Source organism: Devosia oryzisoli (assembly GCF_014837245.1).
Taxonomy (GTDB): Bacteria; Pseudomonadota; Alphaproteobacteria; order Rhizobiales; family Devosiaceae; genus Devosia; species Devosia oryzisoli.
Genome location: NZ_JACYFU010000005.1, coordinates 37,718 through 56,858 on the forward strand (window position 1 = coordinate 37,718; position 19,141 = coordinate 56,858).

Consider the following 19,141-nt stretch of genomic DNA (forward strand, 5'->3'; position numbering starts at 1 on the left):
TCGGCCCAGAAGCCCCCTGTCAAGCAGACGCGCCGGCGAACTTGATCCCTGCGCCGCTTTCCGCGACAGTGCGGCCAACCCTATGGCAACCTTTTGCCGCTACCTTTGAGCGCATCGACATCGCGCAGGACCTCCATGCCCACTCTGTTTCGCTTGCTGATCACCCTGCTGTTTCTCGCCGGCCTCGTCTTTGCCGGCATGTTCGCGCTGGTCTCCTTTGTCGAGCCCCAGCCCAAGCAGGTCTCCGTGCGCATTCCGACGCGCGACCTCTTGGGCGAGGGGGATAGTGCCGCCAAGCCGCCCGCGATTCCGCTGCCCAATGTCGACGGGAGCCCGGCACCGGCCAACCCATGACCGACCACCTGATCGGCGCCTTCCTCGAAATGATGAGCGCCGAACGCGGAGCGGCAGCCAACACCATTGCCGCCTACCGTCGGGACCTTGATGATTACGCCGCCTTTGCAAAGAACCGCGGACAGTCCCTGCGCACCCTCGCGCGCGATACGGTGACCGCCTATCTCGATGCGCTGCATGCCAGCGGCCTCTCCGCATCCTCGAGTGCCCGGCGGCTTTCGGCCATCCGGCAGTTCCACAAGTTTTTGTGCGCCGATGGCATCCGCTCCGACGATCCCACGCGCATCGTGCCCAGCCCCCGCGCACGGCGCGCGCTCCCCAAGGTGCTCTCCGTGGCGGAGGTGGACCGCCTGCTTGCCCTGGCCGAGGCGGAGGCGAAGGCGGCAGACACGCCGGCCCGGGAGACGGCCGCGCGGCGCCTCTATGTGCTGCTTGAGATGCTCTATGCCACTGGCCTTCGCGTATCCGAACTGGTCGGCCTCAAGCGCGCCGCCGTGATGCGGGAAGCCGCTTTCATCACCGTGACCGGCAAGGGCAACAAGGATCGCATCGTGCCCATGAATGACCGCGCCCGCGACGCGGTCCGCCTTTGGGCATCGACGCTGCCCCCCGGCCCCTGGCTCTTTCCGGCCAAGGGGGAAGACGGCCACCTCGCGCGCCAGGTCTTTGCCCGGGACCTCAAGGCGCTGGCGGCACGGGCCGGCATTTCTGCAGACCGGGTCGCGCCCCATGTCCTGCGTCACGCCTTTGCCAGCCATCTCCTCGCCAACGGCGCCGACCTTCGCGTCGTCCAGATGCTGCTCGGCCATGCCGATATCTCGACCACGCAGATCTATACGCACGTGCTCGACGAAAAACTGCGCACGCTGGTCGAGACCCACCACCCCCTCGCCACCGGCTGAGCGGCCCGGCAAACTGTGGGCGAAGCGCGCAAAAGCAACCCGCGCCTTGACTCGGCGTTGCACCACCGCCACTTTCCGGCCACTTTAGAACGCAACAGCAGCGCCCGAGCGCGGCGTGATGGAAAAACAGACCCTTATGGGCGGTGGGATGCAGTCTTATCTCGATTTTGAAAAGCCGGTGGCCGATCTTGAAGCCAAGATCGCCGAACTGAAGTCGCTGGCCCAGACGGACCAGGCCGTCTCGATTGACGAAGAGGTCAATCGGCTCTCGGCCCGGGCGGACGAGGCGCTGGTCGAGATCTACAAAAAGCTCACCCCCTGGCAGAAAACCCAGGTCGCCCGGCACCCGCAGCGCCCGCACTTTTCCGACTACGTGGCCTCGCTCATCACCGAATGGACGCCCCTGGCCGGTGATCGCAAATTCGGCGAGGACGCGGCGCTGCAGGCCGGCTTCGGCCGCTTCAACGGCCAGTCTGTCGCCATCCTGGGCCAGGAAAAGGGCAACTCCACCGAAACGCGCCTCAAGCACAATTTCGGCATGGCCAACCCCGAGGGCTACCGCAAGGCCGTCCGCATCATGGAAATGGCCGACCGCTTCGCCATCCCCGTCATTTCCTTTGTCGACACCGCCGGCGCCTATCCCGGCATCGGGGCGGAAGAGCGTGGCCAGGCCGAGGCCATCGCGCGATCAACGGAAAAGAGCCTCGAGCTGGGCGTGCCCAACATCGCCATCATCATCGGCGAAGGCGGCTCGGGCGGCGCCATCGCCATCGCCACGGCGAACCGAGTGCTCATGCTGGAAAACGCCATCTATTCGGTCATCTCGCCCGAAGCCGGGGCGTCCATCCTATTCCGCGACGCGGCAAAGGCGCAGGACATGGCGACGGCCCAGAAAATTACGGCGCAGGACCTCCTGGGCTTCAAGGTGATCGACGCCACCATCCCCGAACCGGCCGGCGGGGCGCATCGCCACCATGCCGCCGTCATGGACTCGACGCGCGATGCGATAGACGGTTTCCTCAGGGACTTCGAAGGCAAGTCGCGCCTCGAAGTGCGCGAGCATCGCCGCGAAAAATTCCTCGCCATCGGCACCAATATCTAACGCAACGGCGGCCATCCTCCGTTACGCACAGTTGCGTGAGCGCGCCCCGCTTCCGGGCGCGTTCGCCCCGTGGTAAGGCTTCGTTCACTGCGCGGCCTCATGCTCTGGTAACCACAGGCCCGCCATATGGGCGCAATTGATTTACCGGGCATTTTCCATCGTGACCGCCTCGCTGCTTCGCCGCTCTGCCATCCTTCTTGCCATGCTGGTCCTTGGGCTGGTGCTGGCCGCCTGCACCAATTTCGTCAAGGCCGGCGACAACCGGCACAACAAGCCGCTGCCGGCCGAGACGGTCGCGGCGCTCAGCGCCATGGGCTCCTCGCCCGGCGAAGCGATGCTGGTGCGCATCTTCAAGCAGGAGAACACGCTCGAGGTCTGGAAACGGACCTCTTCGGGCCAGTTCCGCATGTTCAAGAGCTACGCGATCTGTGCCTTTTCGGGGGATTTGGGACCCAAGATCAAGGAGGGCGACCGGCAGAGCCCGGAAGGGTTCTATACGATCACTCCGGGCCTGATGAACCCCAGGTCCAACTACTATCTGGCCTTCAACACCGGCTTTCCCAACAAGTTTGACCGTGCCTGGGGCCGCACCGGCTCCAACCTCATGGTCCATGGCGACTGCAAGTCCGTCGGCTGCTACGCCATGACCGATGCCAGCATCGCCGAAATCTATGCCCTGGCGCGTGAAAGCTTCCGCGGCGGCAATTCGAGCTTCCAGCTGCAGATCTTCCCCTTCCGCATGACCGCGGCCAATCTGGCCAAGTACGCCGGCAGCCAGAACCTGGAGTTCTGGAAGAACATCAAGGAAGGCTACGACCTGTTCGAGCTCGCCAAGGCGCCGCCGGTCTGGGACGTCTGCAACCGCCAGTACATCTTCAATCCGGCTTCCACCGGCCCGCTCGATCCCCTCGGCCCCTGCCCCGCGACGGTCCGCATCGCCGGCCTCGAAGAACGCCAGCAGGCCGACGAGGCCGTCCTGGCCCGCTCGCAAACAGCTCTTGATCGCCAGGCATCCGAAGAGGCCGCCATCAAGGCGCGTGGCGCGGCGATGGGCAGCTTCTTCTCCAATATCGGCTCGGTGTTCACGGGCGGGCAAGAGGCCCCCGCCGCTGCGCCGGACCAGGCACCGGCTGCAAGCACCTCCGCGCCCCAGCCTTTGCCTGCACCCGCACGCTCCTGAACCAGGGCGGACCGAGCCTCGACCCAAGTTCGGCCGCACTCGGGTGCGAAGGCCAGACTTTAAGCTGGATGGATGGTGTCGTGGAACAACCCCCCCTTGCTCCAGAGGCTCCCCCTGTCGAGAGCCCTAACCGCTGGTCGGACACGGCGCCCGCTCGCACCGCCCGCCGCCCCGGTTCGGCAGCGGTCATCGCCATAGCCTCCAGCGTGATTGCGCTCGCCGCACTCGCCGCCACCGTCTGGACTTATGCGGACTCCCGGCGCGAAATCGTTCGCCTCGCAACGGAAGTGGCGCAGCTGCGCATCAGCCTCGATCTCTACGCCAAGCGGAGCGCTGCGCCGGTTGCCGATAGTTCGGGCGACACGACACAGTTGGACGACCTCTCCAACAGGATTGCCATTCTGGAGCAGGCATGGCGCGATGGCGCTGGCACGAGCGCGCCCATGCCCAGCGCCACTGCCAACTCGGGCGCCCAGCCCGGAGCGGAGTGCCTCCCATCGGGGATGCGCATCCTGGTCGCGGCAGGCGACCGCTACCCGGTTTGCGGCCATCAGGCGGAGGTGCAGGTGTCGGGCGTGGACAACGGCTACATCACCCTCTCCGACGGCACGGCCATCCCATCGGGCGGCACCATGGCGCTGGGCAATTCGGGCTGCATGATCGGTGTCACTTCCGGTGGCGACGAGGGCGTCACCGGCTATGCAGAGATTCGCGTCACCTGCTGAACCTCATTGGTATGCACAAAGAAAAAAGCCCGGCAGTTCTGCCGGGCTTTCTGTTGAATCGGGAACCGATCAGACGAAGGCGCCGTGGCAGTGCTTGACCTTCTTGCCCGAGCCGCAGGGGCACGGCGCATTGCGCGACAGGCCGACCAGCAATTGCGGGTCGAGCGGGCGGTTTTCGGGCCGGTCGCTGTCGTCGCCGACGGCATCATTTTCACCCGTGGTGGGGTCGATGTGGCTCTCGGTCAACTGGGCGGGTGACGGAGCCTGGGGCGGCTCCGGCTGGCGCATCTGCACCTCGATATGGCTCAGCTGCGTCGTCACCAGTTCACGCAGGTTGGACAGCATGGCCTGGAAGAGCTCGTAGGCTTCCTGCTTGTATTCGTTGAGCGGATCGCGCTGGGCGATGCCGCGCCAGCCCACCACCTTGCTCAGGTGATCGAGCATGACGAGGTGCTCGCGCCACAGACCGTCGACCGACTGCAGCAGGATGGACTTTTCCACCTGCCGCATGATGGCGGGGCCGTAGGTTTCTTCCTTGCGCGCAATCAGCGCGTCCGCCGCCTCGCGCAGACGCGTTTCCACGGCTTCGGTGTCAATGCCTTCCTCTGCCGCCCACTCGGCGACGGGCACATCGACATTGAGATAGGTCTTGGCGGCCGCGGCAAGCTGCTCGGTGTTCCACTGCTCGGGGTAGGACCGCGGCGGGCAGGCCTTGGTCACGATGTTCTCCACCACGTCGTGGCGCATGTCGGTGACGGTCTCGCTGACGTCCTCGGCATCCATGAATTCGAGACGCTGCTCGAAGATCACCTTGCGCTGATCGTTCATCACGTCGTCGTATTTGAGGATGTTCTTGCGGATGTCGAAGTTGCGCGCCTCGACCTTGCCCTGCGCGCGCTCGATCGCCTTGGTAACCCACGGATGGGTGATGCTTTCGCCCTGCTCGAGGCCGAGCTTGGCCAGCATGGAGTCCATCGATTCCACCGGGAAGATGCGCATCAGGTCGTCCTGCAGCGACAGGTAGAATTTCGAGTGACCCGGATCGCCCTGGCGACCCGAGCGACCGCGCAGCTGGTTGTCGATGCGCCGCGATTCATGGCGCTCCGTGCCGATCACCATGAGGCCACCGGCGGCGAGCGCCTTTTCCTTTTCCTGTGCGATGGTCGCCTTGATCTCGGCGATCTTGGCTTCGCGGGCCTCGCCCTCGAGCTCGCCCGCCTCGCGCTCGATGCGCATTTCGAGATTGCCGCCGAGCTGGATGTCGGTGCCGCGGCCGGCCATGTTGGTGGCAATGGTGATGGCGCCCGGCAGGCCGGCGTCGGCCACGATGAAGGCTTCCTGCTCGTGGTGGCGGGCGTTGAGCACGTTCATCTGGCCCACATTCTTCTTGCGCAGAAGATCGGCCAGCATCTCGCTCTTTTCGATCGACGTCGTGCCCACGAGCACCGGCTGGCCGCGCTCCTGGCATTCCTTGATGAGGTCAGCGATCGCATCGTATTTCTCGGCCGCGGTGCGATAGACCGCGTCGTCCTCGTCGATGCGCTGGATTGGCAGGTTGGTGGGGATGGTGACGACGCCGAGATTGTAGATGTCGGCGAATTCCTCGGCCTCGGTGGCCGCCGTGCCGGTCATGCCGGCCAGCTTCTTGTAGAGCCGGAAATAGTTCTGGAAGGTGATCGAGGCCAGGGTCTGGTTCTCGGGCTGGATCTTGACGTGTTCCTTGGCTTCCAGCGCCTGGTGCAGGCCTTCGGAATAGCGGCGGCCCGGCATCATGCGCCCGGAGAACTCGTCGATGATCACCACTTCGTCGTCGCGGACGATATAGTCCTTGTCCTTGCGGAACAGCTTGTGCGCCCGCAGCGCCGAGTTGGCATGGTGCACCAGAGCCACGTTCTCGATGTCGTAGAGCGACTCGCCCTTGAGCAGCCCGGCACTCCGCAAAGCCTCCTCGAGCTTCTCGACACCGTCGTCGGTGAAGGTCGCAGCGCGGTGCTTCTCGTCGAGCTCGAAGTCCCCCTCGCCGATGACACCCATCAGCTCGTCGACCTTGATATAAAGCTCGGACCGGTCGTCGGAGGGACCCGAGATAATCAGCGGCGTCCGGGCCTCATCGACGAGGATCGAATCCACTTCGTCCACGATCGCAAACTCATGACCGCGCTGCACCATCTGGGCGCGCGAATACTTCATGTTGTCGCGCAGGTAGTCGAAGCCGAATTCGTTGTTGGTGCCGTAGGTGATGTCGGCGGCGTAGGACTGCCGGCGCTCCTGATCAGTAAGGCCATGGACGATGATGCCCACGCTCAAGCCGAGGAACCGGTAGATCTGCCCCATCCAGCCCGCGTCGCGGCGGGCGAGGTAATCGTTCACCGTCACCACGTGCACGCCCTTGCCGTTGAGGGCGTTGAGGTAGACGGCGAGCGTTGCGACCAGGGTCTTGCCCTCGCCGGTGCGCATCTCGGCAATGGCGCGATCGTTGAGCACCATGCCGCCGATGAGCTGCACGTCGAAGTGGCGCATGCCGAGCACGCGCTTGGAGGCCTCGCGCACCGTTGCGAAGGCGGGAACGATGAGGTCGTCGAGGTCGGCGCCGTTCTCCAGCTGCGTCCTGAAGTCGGCCGTGCGAGCGCGCAGCTCGTCATCGGTGAGCTTGGCGAGCTCCGGCTCGAGCGCGTTGATCGCTGCCACCTTGCCGTGGTACCGCTTGACCTGGCGGTCGGACGGTGACCCGAAAATCTTCCGGGCAAGCGAAGCAAGAGCCATTCGTTCAATCCTCTAGTGTCGGTGGCGGGCGGGAAAGAAGCGGGCGGCATCGCGTCCGGACGCGGCTGCCGGCCTCATCTCGCCTCGTCACAACGCGAAGGAAGCCGATCGGCTCCCGGTCCGGTGATGATGCACAGAAGCAGTCGGCCAGTGTTCGACCATGCGCCCGTGCTTCCTGAAAAAGCGCGTGAGATGTAAGAGCGGGGTCAAGTCTTGTCAACGTTGGCCAAATGGGCCACACCTTCCCCACCCTCTGGCTTTCCGGGGCCTCTGGGGCCGCACACACAGTCTGGTGAAGGCGGCCGCGTGCGGCACAATTTGGCCCTCTTGGCAGTTCATGCCGGGCCACCATCGGCGGATCGCCCCGCCCAATGATCATGCCGGCCCGCCGGACCGGCAAAGGAGAGACCTGATCACCATGCCGAATTCCTCCCTGCGACTGGTTCGCACGCTGAGCCTCGCCGCGCTTCTGGCCGCGGTTCCTGCCCTGGGCGCCCATGCCCAGGACGCAGCAGCCCCGGAAGCCCCCGCGACCACCGAAGCGCCGGCCACCGCACCCGACGCCTCGGCCGCGCCCGCCGCCCCCGACGCGGCCGCTGCCCCTGCTGCAGCCCCGGCTCCCGTTTCGCCCGATACCGTGGTCGCCACGGTAGGCGGCCAGGACATCACCGAGGCCGATCTCAGCTTTGCCGCCGAAGACATGGCCCAGGATCTCCAGCAGATGCCGCCCGACCAGCGCCGGCCGTTCCTGCTGCGCGTCCTGATCGACATGAAGGTCATGTCCAATGCCGCGCGCGAGGCCGGCATGGACAAGACGGAGCTATTCGCCAAGCGCCTCAATTACCTCGAAGAGCGGGCGCTCCGCCGTGCCTACTTCGCCGAGGCCATCGCCGGATCGATCACCGAGCAGTCCGTCCGCGACGCCTATGACGCGTACGTCGCCGACTTCAAGCCGCAGGAAGAGGTTCACGCCAGCCACATCCTGGTCGAGACCGAGGATGAGGCCAAGGCCATCAAGGCCGAACTCGATGGCGGTGCCGATTTCGCCGCCATCGCGAAAGAAAAGTCCATCGATCCGGGTGCAGCCAATGGCGGCGACCTTGGCTTCTTCAGCAAAGGCATGATGGTGCCGCCGTTCGAGGAAGCCGCCTTCGCGCTCGAACCGGGTCAGGTCTCCGATCCGGTCCAGTCTCAGTTTGGCTGGCACATCATCAAGCTCGAGGAAAAGCGCCAGTCCGAGCCACCGGCGTTCGAGCAGGTCGCCCAGCAGCTCCAGCAGCAGGCGTTGATGAAGGCCTTTGGCGAAAAGGTGGACGCGCTGATGAGCGGCGTCGAGATCGACATCAAGGATTCGGCCCTCGCCGCTGCCCTTGACGACCAGCAGGCCGGCGACGCCGCAGCCCAGAATGGCGACGCGGCCGGCATGGATGACGGCGCCCCTGCCACCGGGGAAGACGCCGGAACCGCTGCTGAGGAAACCGACGCAGCAGCGCAGTAAGCGCGTCCGCCACGCACAAGAAGGCCCGGCTCCGCCGGGCCTTTCTTGTTGGTTGCGGCTGGATCTGCGGGTCCGGGTTAGACGAAGAGGTCGACCTCGGCGCCGTTCGCCGGGCCCTTGGCCGCAGGTTCGGGACTGGCCGAGGTGGCCAGTTCCTCCGCCTGTGCCTGCGCCAGGCGCATGCGCAACTTGGCCACTTCGGCAAGGCTGGCCGCTTCGGGCGTGCCGCTTTCGTGCACCATGCGGTTGATCATGACGGACGGGGAGATGCCGATGCCGCTGCTCATGATGTCAGGCCGTCTTGTCGACCTTGGTGCCCTGCCCCGGCGGGGGCGGCGCCATCTCGAGCGCAGTCTGCATCAGGGAATTGAGAAGGTCCGCCTCCATGTCGTGCGCCTTCTTGAACACGGCCATCTGCGCCGAATTCTGCGTCATGGTCGTGCGGGCGGCCAGAAGGTTCATGGCCAGGTCGGTGTCCAAGACGTGCACTCCCCGGTGGATCAAGCCATAACGCTAGGCCCCGCCGGTAAACAATTCCTTCCCCACACGCAGGGCAATTGGTGCAAAGGCGTCAGCCGCCCTTCTTGACGTCCCCATGCTGGCCCGGCACCCAGAGCACGTCCTTCTGGCCCTTTTCATTGGCCACACGCCCGAGCACGAAGATGAGGTCGGAGAGTCGGTTGAGATAGCGCAGGGCTTCCGGATTGGTTTCCGACTCGGCTTCCCGGAGCGCCGCCGCGAGCCGTTCGGCGCGGCGGCAGACCGTTCGCGATACGTGCAGCGCCGCAGCCAGCGGTGTGCCGCCCGGCAGCACGAAGCTCCTGAGGGGCGCGATATCGGCATTGAAGTGATCGATCTGGTGTTCCAACCACTCGGTTTGCACCGGCCGCACGCGCAGCGTGGGATATGGGGCGTCGGGATCGTCCGCTCCGGGCGTGGCCAGGTCGGAGCCGACGTCGAAGAGATCGTTTTGCACCCGCCCCAGCACGAGGTCGAGTTCGGGCATCGCGGACGTGGAGAGGCGCGCAACACCGATGGTGGCGTTGGCCTCTTCGACGGTGCCATAGGCCTCCACGCGCAGGTCATGCTTGGACCGGCGCGGTCCGCGAACAAGGCCTGTCGTGCCGTTGTCACCGGTCCTGGTATAGATAGCGTTGATCTTGACCATGGCCTCAGCCTCCCCGGCCGCCGAACAGGAACAGCGCCCCGAGCAGCAGCGCCAAGGCCACCGCCTGCCCGACGACGCGCAGGCGCATCAAACGCTGGCTGGTGTTGCCCGGTCCGCCCTTGAGCATGTTCCACAGGCCCATGCCGAGCACGATGACCACGAACAGCAGTGCCAGGGCGATGGCGATATTGAGAAGTGTCTGCATGAGCTGCGCCTAACGCGAAACAGAGCCTTGAGATGTGCCTTCGATATAGGCGCTGAGCCCCTTGGCGACAGCATCATAGATGGCACGGATTCGATGGGAGGTGAACAACTCCCTGTGCACGGTGAGCCACATGGGCAGCGCCGGGATCTTGAGGTCGATCGGAAGTTCAACGAGCCCGGGCGTGCGCCGGATCAGGTTGCGCTGCCCAAAGCCGATGCCGAGCCCCGCCTTGATCAACTCCCACAGGTGCGGCTGGTCGTCCGAGCGCAGCACGAAATTGTCGCGCGTCAGCACGATGCCCAGACTGCGGGCATGCTGCAGGATGGCGTCTGACCGGTCAAAGCCCAGCATGTCGTGCTCCCAGAGCTCTTCTACCGTCGCCGGCCGCCCCCGCCGCGCCAGGTAGCGCTCATGCGCCACCGGAACGATGGGAATGTCCCCCAGGTGGCGCGTCACCAGCTCGAGCTGGGTGGGGCGGAACATGCGCAGAGCGATGTCGGCTTCCCGCATCAGCAGGTTTTCCGGAGAATCAGAGGGCACGATCTCGAGCGCGACCTTGGGGAAGCGCGCCCGCACCCCGAGGAGGATGTCCGGCAGCACGTAGTTCGAGATCATGGTGCTCGCCGTGATGCGCACCGTACCTCCGGTCTGCTCCTGCGCCCCCTCGGCAAGGATGGCCGCCTCCGCGAGCGCACCCTGCGCCCGCTGGATCGGCTCATAGAGGCGAAGCCCGGCCGCGTTCGGCTTGAGCCCGGTGAGAGTGCGATCGAACAGCGGCAGGCCAAGGTCGGCCTCCAGCGCCTCGATATGGCGGCCCACCGTGGGCTGGCTGATCTGGAGCTTGCGGGCGGCACCCGAGAGGGACCCTTCGGCAATGACGGCGGCAAAGCTGCGCCACCAGGACCAGTCCGGCTCCCTATTCATTCTTGAATGTCCAACGTCCGAATTCTCCCGATCGCCATTCATCAGCGTATCGAGCATCTTCCCTGTCAGCAACACCACACAGGCAAGGAATTCGAAGATGCAAAAGGGCAAAGTCACCATTCTGGGCAGCAACGGCCATCTGGGCAACGCCGCCATGACCGCCTTCCGCGACGCTGGCTGGAGCGTCCGGGGCCTGGGCCGCACCAACCGCCGGCCGGTCGCCGGCACCGAGTTCGTCGCTGGCGATGCCGACGACGTCGAAGTGGTCAGGGCCGCGATCGCCGATGCCGAGATCGTCGTGTACGGCCTCCATCTCCCCTACGACAAGTGGGGCAATGGCGCCGCCGAGCGCCAGCTTCAGACGGTCATCGACGCCATGGGCACGAGCGGCAAGACGCTGCTGTTTCCCGGCACGATCTACAATTACCGGGCCGCCGACCGCGTGGTGTCGCCCGACCTGCGCCAGAGCGCCGAAGCGCCGCGCGGAAAAATCCGCATCCGGCTTGAAGCCATGCTGGAAAAAGCCGCGCAGGACGGCCGCTTCCAGACGTTGATCCTGCGCGCCGGCGACTTTTTCGGCCCCGGCAACCGCGCCGAATGGTTCGAGGCGGCCATGCTGATGGATGAGCGCCGCGGACGGCTCTATCATTTGGGCGACCTCGACAAGCGCCACAGCTGGGCTTACCTGCCCGACCTCGGCCGCGGCTTCGTGACGCTCGCCGAGCAGCGCGCCACGCTGCCCGCCTTCCGCAATTTCCATTTTGCCGGTCACTGGGTGTCGCACCGCCAGATGATGGCTGCGATCCAGACTGCCGTGCCGCGCCCGCTCAAGGTCTCGCCCATGCCCTGGTGGCTGCTGCGCGCCGTAGGCGTGGTCAACCCGGTGATGCGCGACATCTATCGCATGCGCTATCTCTGGCTCAACGAAATGGAACTGGTCGACCCCGATTTCGACGCCATGCTGCCGGCAGGCGCCGCCACCCCGTTCGAGCAGGCGGTCGCCGCAACAATCGAAGAGCTTATGGCCTTCAAGCAGGCCGCGTGAGGGTGAAGATGAAACACCAGACCTGGTGGAGAAACTGGCAGCGCGTGGAAGGTGGCCTCATCTTCGCCTCGGCCTTGGCGCTGCTCTGGCCACTCGGGGCAGACTTGCCCTGGTGGCTGGCGCTGCTGACCTTTTTTGCCCCCGACTTCAGCTTTGCTGCCTATGGCCTCGGCAAACGGGTCGGGAGCACGGTGTACAACCTCGTCCACCTCTATGCCTTCGGCATGGTGGTGCTTGCCGCAGGGCTCGTCCTTTCGCTGCCGGTGGCTGCCAGCCTCGGCGCCCTCTGGATGGGTCACGCGGGCTTTGACCGTGCCCTCGGCTACGGCCTCAAGGCCCCGGAAAGCTTCTCGCTCACCCATCTGGGGCCGATCGGCAAGGCGCGGGGCTAGAAGCCAACAGCCCGCCGCACATCCTGGGACGACCACCCCTGGGCGCGCAGTTCCGCAAGGCTCTGCGCGCCGTCGGACTTGGAGAGCTTCCGCCCGGCATCGTCGAGCAGCAAGCGGTGGAAATGGTAGGTGGGGCTGGGCAGGCCGAGCAGCATCTGCAAGAGCACATGCACGTCAGTGATGGCGTCGAGATCGCGCCCCCGCGTCACATGGGTTATCCCCTGCGCGGCATCGTCCACCACGACGCTCAGGGTATAGCTCGTCGGCGTGTCCTTGCGCTGCAGCACCACGTCGCCCCAGCGCTCGGGCCGTGCGTAGCGCACCTGCGGGCGGTCCAGCACGGTGGGCATCACGGTGGTAAAGGTCAGCACCCCCACCCGCGCCATCGCGGCCCCCACGTCGAGCCGATACTGCACGGCATCGCCCCGCTCGATGCGCCGGATCTGCTCCTCGGGCGGCAGATGGCGGCAGGTTCCGGGATAGACGGGCGCGCCATCGGGGTCGGTTTCGGTGGCTCTGGCGGCGATGTCCGAGCGCGAGCAGAAACAGGGATAGAGCAGGCCGATCTCCAAAAGTCGGTCGGCCGCCTCCATATAGAGGTCCAGCCGTTGCGACTGGTGCATCACCGGTTCTGGCCAGGTGAGGCCCAGCCAGCGCAAATCCTCGAAGATGGCCTGGGTAAATTCGGGTTTACAGCGTTCCGTGTCGATGTCCTCGATCCGCAACAGCGCCGTTCCGCCCAGCCTGGCCGCGGCGTCCCAGGTGGCGAGGGCGGAATAGGCATGACCCAGATGCAGGCAGCCGTTGGGACTGGGGGCAAATCGAAGTATGGAACTGGACATGGCTCAAACCGATAGCACTCAAACCCTGACCGCGTCATGGCGTATCGATACGCCCGAAGGCGTCGCCACCCACCTTGACGCGCTCGTGCGGCGCGCGCCCCAGCTTCAGCCGCTGCGCGAGCGCGTGGGGGACGTCATGCCGCGGGTAAACCCCAAGCATTTTGCCGGCATGGCCAAGGTGATCTGCGGCCAGCAGCTTTCCGTCCAGAGCGCGGCGGCCATCTGGGGGCGGTTCGCGCTGCTCCCAGGCGCCTTGACGCCCGAGGGGTATCTGAAGCTCACCGAAGACGAGGTGCGCGGCGCCGGCTTTTCCCGCGGCAAGTTTCTCGCCGTCGGCACCATGGCCCGGGCTGTTCTCGATGGCAGCCTCGACTTCGCTACGGTGGACGCCTTGCCGGCCGACGAGGCGATCCGCGCGCTCGTGGCGCACAAGGGCATCGGACCCTGGACCGCAGAGGTCTATCTCCTCTTCTGCGCCGCTCACCCCGACATCTTCCCGGCCGGCGATCTGGCCCTGCTCAAGGCCGCCCATCATGGCCTTGGCCTTGACGCCCGGCCGACCATCAAGGAAATGATCGCCCTTGCCGCAGACTGGTCGCCGCATCGCTCGGCCGCCGCCCTGCTGCTCTGGCGCTATTTCGCCATTCTGCGCGACCGCGAAGGAATCCTGTTGTGACCAAGCTTTCCGGCCCCATGCTGCCGCCCCGGACCGGTGGCGCGCCTGACGCTGCCGTGGTTCTGCTCCATGGCTATGGCAGCGATGGCAATGACCTTATTTCGCTGGCCCCGCTCTGGCAGGACCTGCTGCCCGGCGCCGTGTTCCTGGCGCCCAATGCGCCGCACCCGGCCCAGATGACGGCCGGTGGCTTCCAGTGGTTCAGCATCGATTTCGAGGGCGACCGCCTCGCCAGCCGCCAGAGCGGCGTCACGCTGGCGCGTCCCATCCTGGTCGAGTTTCTCGAAGACCTTTGGGCCCAGTCTGGCCTCACCCCCGAGCGCACGATCCTTGCCGGATTCAGCCAGGGGGCCATGATGGCACTCCATACCGGCCTGTCGCTGCCGGCCGACAAGACGCTGATGGGGGTCCTTGGGTTTTCCGGGGCCTTTCTGCCGCCCGAAGGCTTCGGCGAGACCAAGCTGGCACGCCCGCCGGTGTGCCTCGTGCATGGCGATCTCGATACCGTCGTCTCGCCGCAGATGAGTGCCGAGGCGAACGTGACGCTGACCGAGGCGGGCTATAGTGTGAGTTACCATGTGAGCCGCGGCACCGGGCACGGCATTTCCCCCGATGGGCTGCAGTTCGCAAGTGATTTCGTGGCCCGCCAGCTCACGAAATAACCATTGCGCGCCCGCTTCACACGCCCGACACAAAGGGCTTAGTATAAGAGGGCTATGGACTTACGCGATTCCCGTTCCGGGAGACTCAAGTGACCATCCATGTGTCGCCTGAGGCTTGTCCCGCCCTTGTGCTGAACGCCGACTTTCGGCCGCTCAGTTATTACCCACTGTCGTTGTGGTCGTGGCAGGACGCCATCAAGGCGGTGTGCCTCGATCGGGTGAATATCGTTTCCGAATACGACACGGTCATCCGCTCGCCCAGCTTCCAGATGCGCCTGCCCAGCGTGGTGTCGCTCAAGGATTACGTCAAGCCGGCGCGCCATCCGGCCTTCACCCGCTTCAACGTGTTCCTCCGCGACCGCTTCCAGTGCCAGTACTGCGGCTCCAAGGAAGATCTGACGTTCGACCACGTGATCCCCCGCTCCAAGGGCGGCCTCACCACCTGGGACAACGTCGTTGCCGCCTGCGCGCCGTGCAATCTGCGCAAGGCCAACCGGTTGCCGAGCGAAATCCGCATGTTCCCGCACCAGGCGCCCTACGCCCCCACGGTGCATGACCTGCACAATAACGGCCGGCTGTTCCCGCCCAACCACCTGCACAAGAGCTGGCTGGACTATCTTTACTGGGATATCGAGCTCGAGCCCTAGGCGCGGCGGCGCCGGGCCTGGACAACCATGGCGCCGATCAGCAGCAGCACGATCGCCAGCGAAATCAGCGCGTTGTAGCCCGCCAGCGACAGTCCGAGGAACCGGAACTGCACCACATCGCAGCCGATCACCGGCTTCATGTCGTTGAGCTGGTCGAAGCTGAAGTCATCGCCGACGCCGGTGCAGGCGGTGGGCCCGGGCCAGAACCCCCATTCGACGCCCGCGTGGTAGCCGCCCATATAGGTGCCCCAGGCGAAGATGGCCGCGACCAGCGCCATGGCAATGAACCAGACGGTCAGCGGCAGCCGGTTCCACAACAGCAGGACGAGCGCGAGGATGGGCAGGCCGTAATAATAGGCCAGGCGCTGCTCGAGGCAGAGCTCGCACGGGTAGAGGCCGCCGATATACTGCGATCCCAGCGCCCCCAGGATGGTCGCCAGACCGAGAAGAAAGGCCAGACCGGCGGCAAGCTTGTCCCAGGGACGGCTGGTGGCTGACATGAGATCATCCGCTAAAAAAGTGACGCTTGAGGCTGACTTAGCGCCCGCTTCGGACAAAAGCCAGACCGGAACGGGCTCGTGATTATTCGGATGGCACGGTCTCGCCGAGGGCGCGACGCAGGGCCATAGCGTTGTGCGGAGCGTACAGCTTGTTTTCATGCACGAAATAGACATAGACATCGCCAGTTGAACGCCAATCCGATACCAGTTTAGACCACTCGGCGATGTCTTCGGGCTCGTAGCCGGTCGCTCCCTCGCGGGCGGGACCCTGGAGACGGCAGTAGGCAAAGTCGGCGGTGCGGTCGCGGCGCGGATTTTCGAGCGTGTCGGCAATGACCCGTGCGATGTTGTGCTCGCGCAAGATGGCGTCCACCTCCGGCGTATCGAAACTGGGATGGCGGGTTTCGATGGCATGGCGGATGCGTTGCGGTGCGTCCGACGCATCGAGGAACGGGGGCGACTTGCCCTTGCCGTCGGCTTCACCGGCCAGCGCGAGGTAGCTCTCGATAGTCCGCGGCAGCATGGCGGCGAATGCGGCAAAGCTATCGAGATCGAGCTGCAGGTTCGGCGGCAGTTGCCAGACGAACGGCCCGAGGCGATCGCCCAGCGCCAGCGGGCCCGAGGCGAAGAAGTTGGCCAGTTCCTGCCGGCAGTTCTTGAGCCGGCGGATATGGGTGACCAGTTGCGGCCCCTTGACGGAGAATTGAAAGCCCGCGGGCGTTTCGCCAGCCCACTTGCGGAAACTCTCGGGCTTCTGGTTGGCCCGGAAGGTGGCGTTGATCTCGATGCTGGTGAGCCGGCTGGCCGCATAGGCCAGTTCCTTTTTCTGCACGAGGCCCTGGGGGAAAAAGCTGCCGCGCCAGGGCTCGAAGACCCATCCCGCCGTTCCGGTTCGCACAGTGCCTGGTGCCATGTCCGGCTCCTCCCGCTCCCGCTCGACATTGGCCGGAAAGCCACACAAAGACAATTCCTGCATTCGTGAACCTCTACCGGTAATGATTTTTTGCCGTGTTTGAGTGCATGGTGAATCACGTCTTACAAGGTCTCGCCTTTGCGTCACGCTATCGCCCTTTCCGCAGCTTCCCTGGCCGTGCTCGCAGGTTTCGTCAGTGCAGTGGACGCGTGCACCGATCTTCGCATGGTCGATGGCGGGACGGTGGTGCAGGTCACGGACGGCGATACGGTGGTGCTCGATACGGGGCTGACCGTGCGCCTGATCGGCACGCAAGCCCCAAAACTGCCGCTGGGGCGGGACGGGTTCCCCGCCTGGCCGCTGGCCGAGGAAGCCAAGTCGGCGCTGGAGACGCTCGCGCTCAACCGCCCGGTGCGGCTCGGCTATGGCGGCGAGCAGATAGATCGCTACGACCGGGCACTGGCGCACATGTTCGTCGCGGTCGACGGGAAGGAGATCTGGGCGCAGTCCTTCATGGTCGAGAACGGCCTGGCCCGCGTCTATTCCTTTCCCGACAACCGCGCCTGCCTTGATGAGCTCTTTGCCGGCGAAGGCCGGGCGCGCGCGGCCCGGCTCGGCATCTGGGCCGACGCTTTCTATGCCATTCGCGCGGCCGACCGGCCTGGGGACCTGCTGAAGCTGGCGGGGCAGTACGAGCTGGTGGAAGGGCGCGTGCTGCTGGCTGAAAAGGCCGGCGGGCGCACCTATCTCAATTTCGGCCGCTTCTGGAAGGAAGACTTCACCGGCGTGATCGAAAAGCCAGCCTTGCGTCTTTTCACGCAGATGGGCCAAGACCCGCTTGCACTTGAAGGGGCACTGGTGCGAATACGCGGATGGGTGGACGATCGGGACGGTCCGCGCATCGAAATTACCCATCCCGAGCAGATCGAGGTTCTGTCGACACGATGAAGGCGCTTTTCGGCAACATTGGTGTGCGCATCGGCGTCCTGGCAATCAGCCTTGTGGCGGTAACGGCCTGCACGTCCCTTACCGGTTCTTCGATCGAGGTGACCAAGACGGGGGACAACCCCGCCCCGATGGTGGTGCCGGAAGGGACCGAGCCGGACGATGCGGTGATCGGCCTGCGCGAACACCCGCGCATCGTGGCGGCCTATGGTGGCGTCTATTCGGACCGCTCGGCCGAAATCATGGTGGCGCGCATCGTGGGCCGGCTGCTCGCGGCGGCCAATCAGCCCAATGCCGAGTTCCGCGTCACCATCCTCGACACCTCCGAGGTCAACGCGTTCGCCCTGCCGGGCGGCTATATCTACGTGACCCGCGGCATCCTCGCCCTGGCGTCCGACACCAGCGAACTGGCGGCGGTGCTGGCGCACGAGATTTCCCACGTGACGCTGCGCCACGCCCGCGCGCGGACCGACAAGACGCGGACCACGCAGATCGTGGACCGGGTCATCACCGGCATTTTCGGAGGCGACACCTCGACCGACGCCGTTGCCAACCGGACCCGCCAGTCGCTCGCCGCCTTCAGCCAGAACCAGGAGCTCGATGCCGACCAGGAAGGCATCAAGGTTGCCGGCAAGGCGGGTTACGATCCGCGCGCCGCGGCGCGGTTCCTCGGCGTCATGAGCCGGTTTGCCGCCTTCTCCGCGGGCGACGCCAAAGGCGATGACGGCTTCCTCTCCTCCCATCCGGCAACGCCCGCGCGCATCCGGGAGGCCCTCGCGACTGCCCAGTCCATGTTCGGGACCGGACCGAACGGCGAGGCTGACCGCGATGCCTACCTCACGGCGATCTCGGGCATGAGCTTCGGCGACAGTCCCGCCCAGGGCACGATCGTCGGCCAGCGGTTCATCCATCCGGGCAGCAGGTTCACCTTCACCGTGCCCAATGGGTATACGCTGCAGAATTCGCAGAGCGCCGTGGTGGGCGTCGCCGGCGACGGCGAGGCCGTGCGCTTCGACAGTGCGCAGGTGCAGCCCAACATGGCGCTGGCCGACTATCTGAAATCGGGCTGGATTGCCGGGCTCAAGGCCGAAACCGTCGAGGCCCGGACCGTCAACGGTATCGAGATGGCGACCGGGCTCGCCCAGACGGATCAATGGTTCTTCCGCGTGGCGGTGATGCGGCTCGATGGCGATGTCTATCGCTTCATCTTCGCCGCCAAGGGCGACAGTGCGCGCTTCCGTGATGGGGCCGAGCAGACCATCCAGAGCTTCCGGCGGACCGACGCCTCGGATTTGAACCAGATCCGGCAGTTGCACATCCGGGTCGTGACCGCCCGGGCGGCAGACACGGCGGACACGCTGGCGCGCCAGATGGCGAACATTCCCGGGAGCCGCGATCTCTTCTACATCCTCAACAATTTCTATCCGGGCGATCCGGTGCCGGCCGGAACGCGCGTCAAGATCGTGACGCTGGACTAGCTCAGGGAATGGTGGCGGCCTGGTCGGTCATGACGTTGGCCGCCCCGCCCGCCGCGAGCAGGCCCTGGGTGGTGTTGCCAAGCGCGATGAAACTGGCGATCAGCGCAACGGCGATGAGCCCGGCCAGAAGCCCGTATTCGACCGCGGTAGCGCCACTCTCGTTGCGCAGGAAGCGCCGGATCGGCAGTGCACGCATCTTAGCTCCCTATGCTCCCGGCTG

Annotated in this window: 22 protein-coding genes and 1 pseudogene; 13 read left to right on the top strand and 10 right to left on the bottom strand. The window is 65.5% G+C overall.

Annotated elements, in window-relative coordinates; all coding sequences use genetic code 11:
- Nucleotides 1–135: 135 nt before the first annotated feature.
- From IC608_RS16315 to IC608_RS16335, 5 genes and pseudogenes are all read left to right on the top strand, one after another.
- Nucleotides 136–270 (top strand): annotated as a pseudogene (locus IC608_RS16315) (histidine kinase); the annotation flags it as partial.
- Between the two features lie 80 nt (nucleotides 271–350).
- Nucleotides 351–1,256 (top strand): site-specific tyrosine recombinase XerD, encoded by a 906-nt coding sequence (locus tag IC608_RS16320; protein WP_191777757.1) that lies wholly within the window; start codon nucleotides 351–353, stop codon nucleotides 1,254–1,256.
- 148 nt (nucleotides 1,257–1,404) lie between these two features.
- Nucleotides 1,405–2,358, top strand: a complete 954-nt coding sequence (locus IC608_RS16325; protein ID WP_191777991.1) for an acetyl-CoA carboxylase carboxyltransferase subunit alpha — start codon at nucleotides 1,405–1,407, stop codon at nucleotides 2,356–2,358.
- A 160-nt stretch (nucleotides 2,359–2,518) separates the two neighbouring features.
- Entirely contained in the window at nucleotides 2,519–3,538 is a 1,020-nt protein-coding gene (locus tag IC608_RS16330; protein WP_191777759.1) for a L,D-transpeptidase family protein, read from the top strand.
- A gap of 80 nt (nucleotides 3,539–3,618) precedes the next feature.
- Nucleotides 3,619–4,263, top strand: coding sequence for a hypothetical protein (locus tag IC608_RS16335; protein ID WP_191777761.1), 645 nt, complete (start codon nucleotides 3,619–3,621; stop codon nucleotides 4,261–4,263).
- A gap of 69 nt (nucleotides 4,264–4,332) precedes the next feature.
- On the opposite strand, the gene secA is transcribed toward IC608_RS16335, so the two are convergent.
- Entirely contained in the window at nucleotides 4,333–7,026 is a 2,694-nt protein-coding gene (secA, locus tag IC608_RS16340) for a preprotein translocase subunit SecA (RefSeq protein ID WP_191777770.1), read from the bottom strand.
- Between the two features lie 418 nt (nucleotides 7,027–7,444).
- Between secA and IC608_RS16345 the strand changes: the two genes are divergently transcribed.
- Complete coding sequence (locus IC608_RS16345; protein ID WP_191777772.1) at nucleotides 7,445–8,524, top strand: peptidylprolyl isomerase; 1,080 nt, start codon at nucleotides 7,445–7,447, stop codon at nucleotides 8,522–8,524.
- 77 nt (nucleotides 8,525–8,601) lie between these two features.
- Here IC608_RS16345 and IC608_RS16350 read toward each other — a convergent pair whose 3' ends face one another.
- The 5 genes from IC608_RS16350 to IC608_RS16370 all read right to left on the bottom strand — a co-directional run bounded on the left by IC608_RS16350 (nucleotide 8,602) and on the right by IC608_RS16370 (nucleotide 10,821).
- Nucleotides 8,602–8,811: a hypothetical protein gene (locus tag IC608_RS16350; protein WP_191777775.1), complete on the bottom strand. Its 210-nt coding sequence runs from the start codon at nucleotides 8,809–8,811 to the stop codon at nucleotides 8,602–8,604.
- A 4-nt stretch (nucleotides 8,812–8,815) separates the two neighbouring features.
- Nucleotides 8,816–9,004 carry a putative motility protein gene (locus tag IC608_RS16355; protein ID WP_191777777.1) on the bottom strand — a complete coding sequence of 63 codons (189 nt, stop codon included), beginning with the start codon at nucleotides 9,002–9,004 and terminating at the stop codon, nucleotides 8,816–8,818.
- Nucleotides 9,005–9,095: 91 nt separating this feature from the next.
- A complete protein-coding gene (locus IC608_RS16360) occupies nucleotides 9,096–9,692 on the bottom strand; it encodes a cob(I)yrinic acid a,c-diamide adenosyltransferase (protein WP_191777779.1) in 597 nt (198 codons plus the stop codon).
- A gap of 4 nt (nucleotides 9,693–9,696) precedes the next feature.
- Nucleotides 9,697–9,897 (bottom strand): twin transmembrane helix small protein, encoded by a 201-nt coding sequence (locus IC608_RS16365; protein WP_191777781.1) that lies wholly within the window; start codon nucleotides 9,895–9,897, stop codon nucleotides 9,697–9,699.
- A 9-nt stretch (nucleotides 9,898–9,906) separates the two neighbouring features.
- Nucleotides 9,907–10,821, bottom strand: coding sequence for a LysR family transcriptional regulator (locus IC608_RS16370; RefSeq protein ID WP_191777783.1), 915 nt, complete (start codon nucleotides 10,819–10,821; stop codon nucleotides 9,907–9,909).
- 97 nt (nucleotides 10,822–10,918) lie between these two features.
- Between IC608_RS16370 and IC608_RS16375 the strand changes: the two genes are divergently transcribed.
- Both IC608_RS16375 and IC608_RS16380 read left to right on the top strand, forming a co-directional pair.
- Nucleotides 10,919–11,866, top strand: coding sequence for an NAD-dependent epimerase/dehydratase family protein (locus tag IC608_RS16375; protein WP_191777785.1), 948 nt, complete (start codon nucleotides 10,919–10,921; stop codon nucleotides 11,864–11,866).
- Nucleotides 11,867–11,874: 8 nt separating this feature from the next.
- Entirely contained in the window at nucleotides 11,875–12,258 is a 384-nt protein-coding gene (locus IC608_RS16380; RefSeq protein WP_191777787.1) for a DUF4260 domain-containing protein, read from the top strand.
- On the opposite strand, the gene gluQRS is transcribed toward IC608_RS16380, so the two are convergent.
- A complete protein-coding gene (gene gluQRS / locus IC608_RS16385; protein WP_191777788.1) occupies nucleotides 12,255–13,100 on the bottom strand; it encodes a tRNA glutamyl-Q(34) synthetase GluQRS in 846 nt (281 codons plus the stop codon). The two genes, IC608_RS16380 and gluQRS, sit on opposite strands and share 4 nt — an antisense overlap.
- Between gluQRS and IC608_RS16390 the strand changes: the two genes are divergently transcribed.
- From IC608_RS16390 to IC608_RS16400, 3 genes are all read left to right on the top strand, one after another.
- The gene (locus tag IC608_RS16390; RefSeq protein ID WP_191777790.1) at nucleotides 13,099–13,776 is read left to right on the top strand and encodes a DNA-3-methyladenine glycosylase family protein; all 678 of its coding nucleotides are present in this window, start codon (nucleotides 13,099–13,101) and stop codon (nucleotides 13,774–13,776) included. The two genes, gluQRS and IC608_RS16390, sit on opposite strands and share 2 nt — an antisense overlap.
- Entirely contained in the window at nucleotides 13,773–14,438 is a 666-nt protein-coding gene (locus IC608_RS16395; protein ID WP_191777793.1) for an alpha/beta hydrolase, read from the top strand. Before IC608_RS16390 ends, IC608_RS16395 begins: the two co-directional genes overlap by 4 nt.
- An 89-nt stretch (nucleotides 14,439–14,527) precedes the next feature.
- The gene (locus IC608_RS16400; protein ID WP_191777795.1) at nucleotides 14,528–15,085 is read left to right on the top strand and encodes an HNH endonuclease; all 558 of its coding nucleotides are present in this window, start codon (nucleotides 14,528–14,530) and stop codon (nucleotides 15,083–15,085) included.
- On the opposite strand, the gene IC608_RS16405 is transcribed toward IC608_RS16400, so the two are convergent.
- Complete coding sequence (locus IC608_RS16405; RefSeq protein WP_191777797.1) at nucleotides 15,082–15,585, bottom strand: disulfide bond formation protein B; 504 nt, start codon at nucleotides 15,583–15,585, stop codon at nucleotides 15,082–15,084. The two genes, IC608_RS16400 and IC608_RS16405, sit on opposite strands and share 4 nt — an antisense overlap.
- An 82-nt stretch (nucleotides 15,586–15,667) precedes the next feature.
- Nucleotides 15,668–16,498, bottom strand: a complete 831-nt coding sequence (locus tag IC608_RS16410) for a DUF72 domain-containing protein (protein WP_191777799.1) — start codon at nucleotides 16,496–16,498, stop codon at nucleotides 15,668–15,670.
- Nucleotides 16,499–16,636: 138 nt separating this feature from the next.
- Between IC608_RS16410 and IC608_RS16415 the strand changes: the two genes are divergently transcribed.
- Nucleotides 16,637–17,446 carry a thermonuclease family protein gene (locus IC608_RS16415; RefSeq protein ID WP_248306457.1) on the top strand — a complete coding sequence of 270 codons (810 nt, stop codon included), beginning with the start codon at nucleotides 16,637–16,639 and terminating at the stop codon, nucleotides 17,444–17,446.
- Nucleotides 17,443–18,921: a M48 family metalloprotease gene (locus IC608_RS16420; protein ID WP_191777801.1), complete on the top strand. Its 1,479-nt coding sequence runs from the start codon at nucleotides 17,443–17,445 to the stop codon at nucleotides 18,919–18,921. The genes IC608_RS16415 and IC608_RS16420 overlap by 4 nt, the downstream gene beginning before the upstream one ends.
- A gap of 1 nt (nucleotide 18,922) precedes the next feature.
- Here IC608_RS16420 and IC608_RS16425 read toward each other — a convergent pair whose 3' ends face one another.
- Nucleotides 18,923–19,117 (bottom strand): Flp family type IVb pilin, encoded by a 195-nt coding sequence (locus IC608_RS16425; RefSeq protein WP_191777803.1) that lies wholly within the window; start codon nucleotides 19,115–19,117, stop codon nucleotides 18,923–18,925.
- Nucleotides 19,118–19,141: the final 24 nt, after the last annotated feature.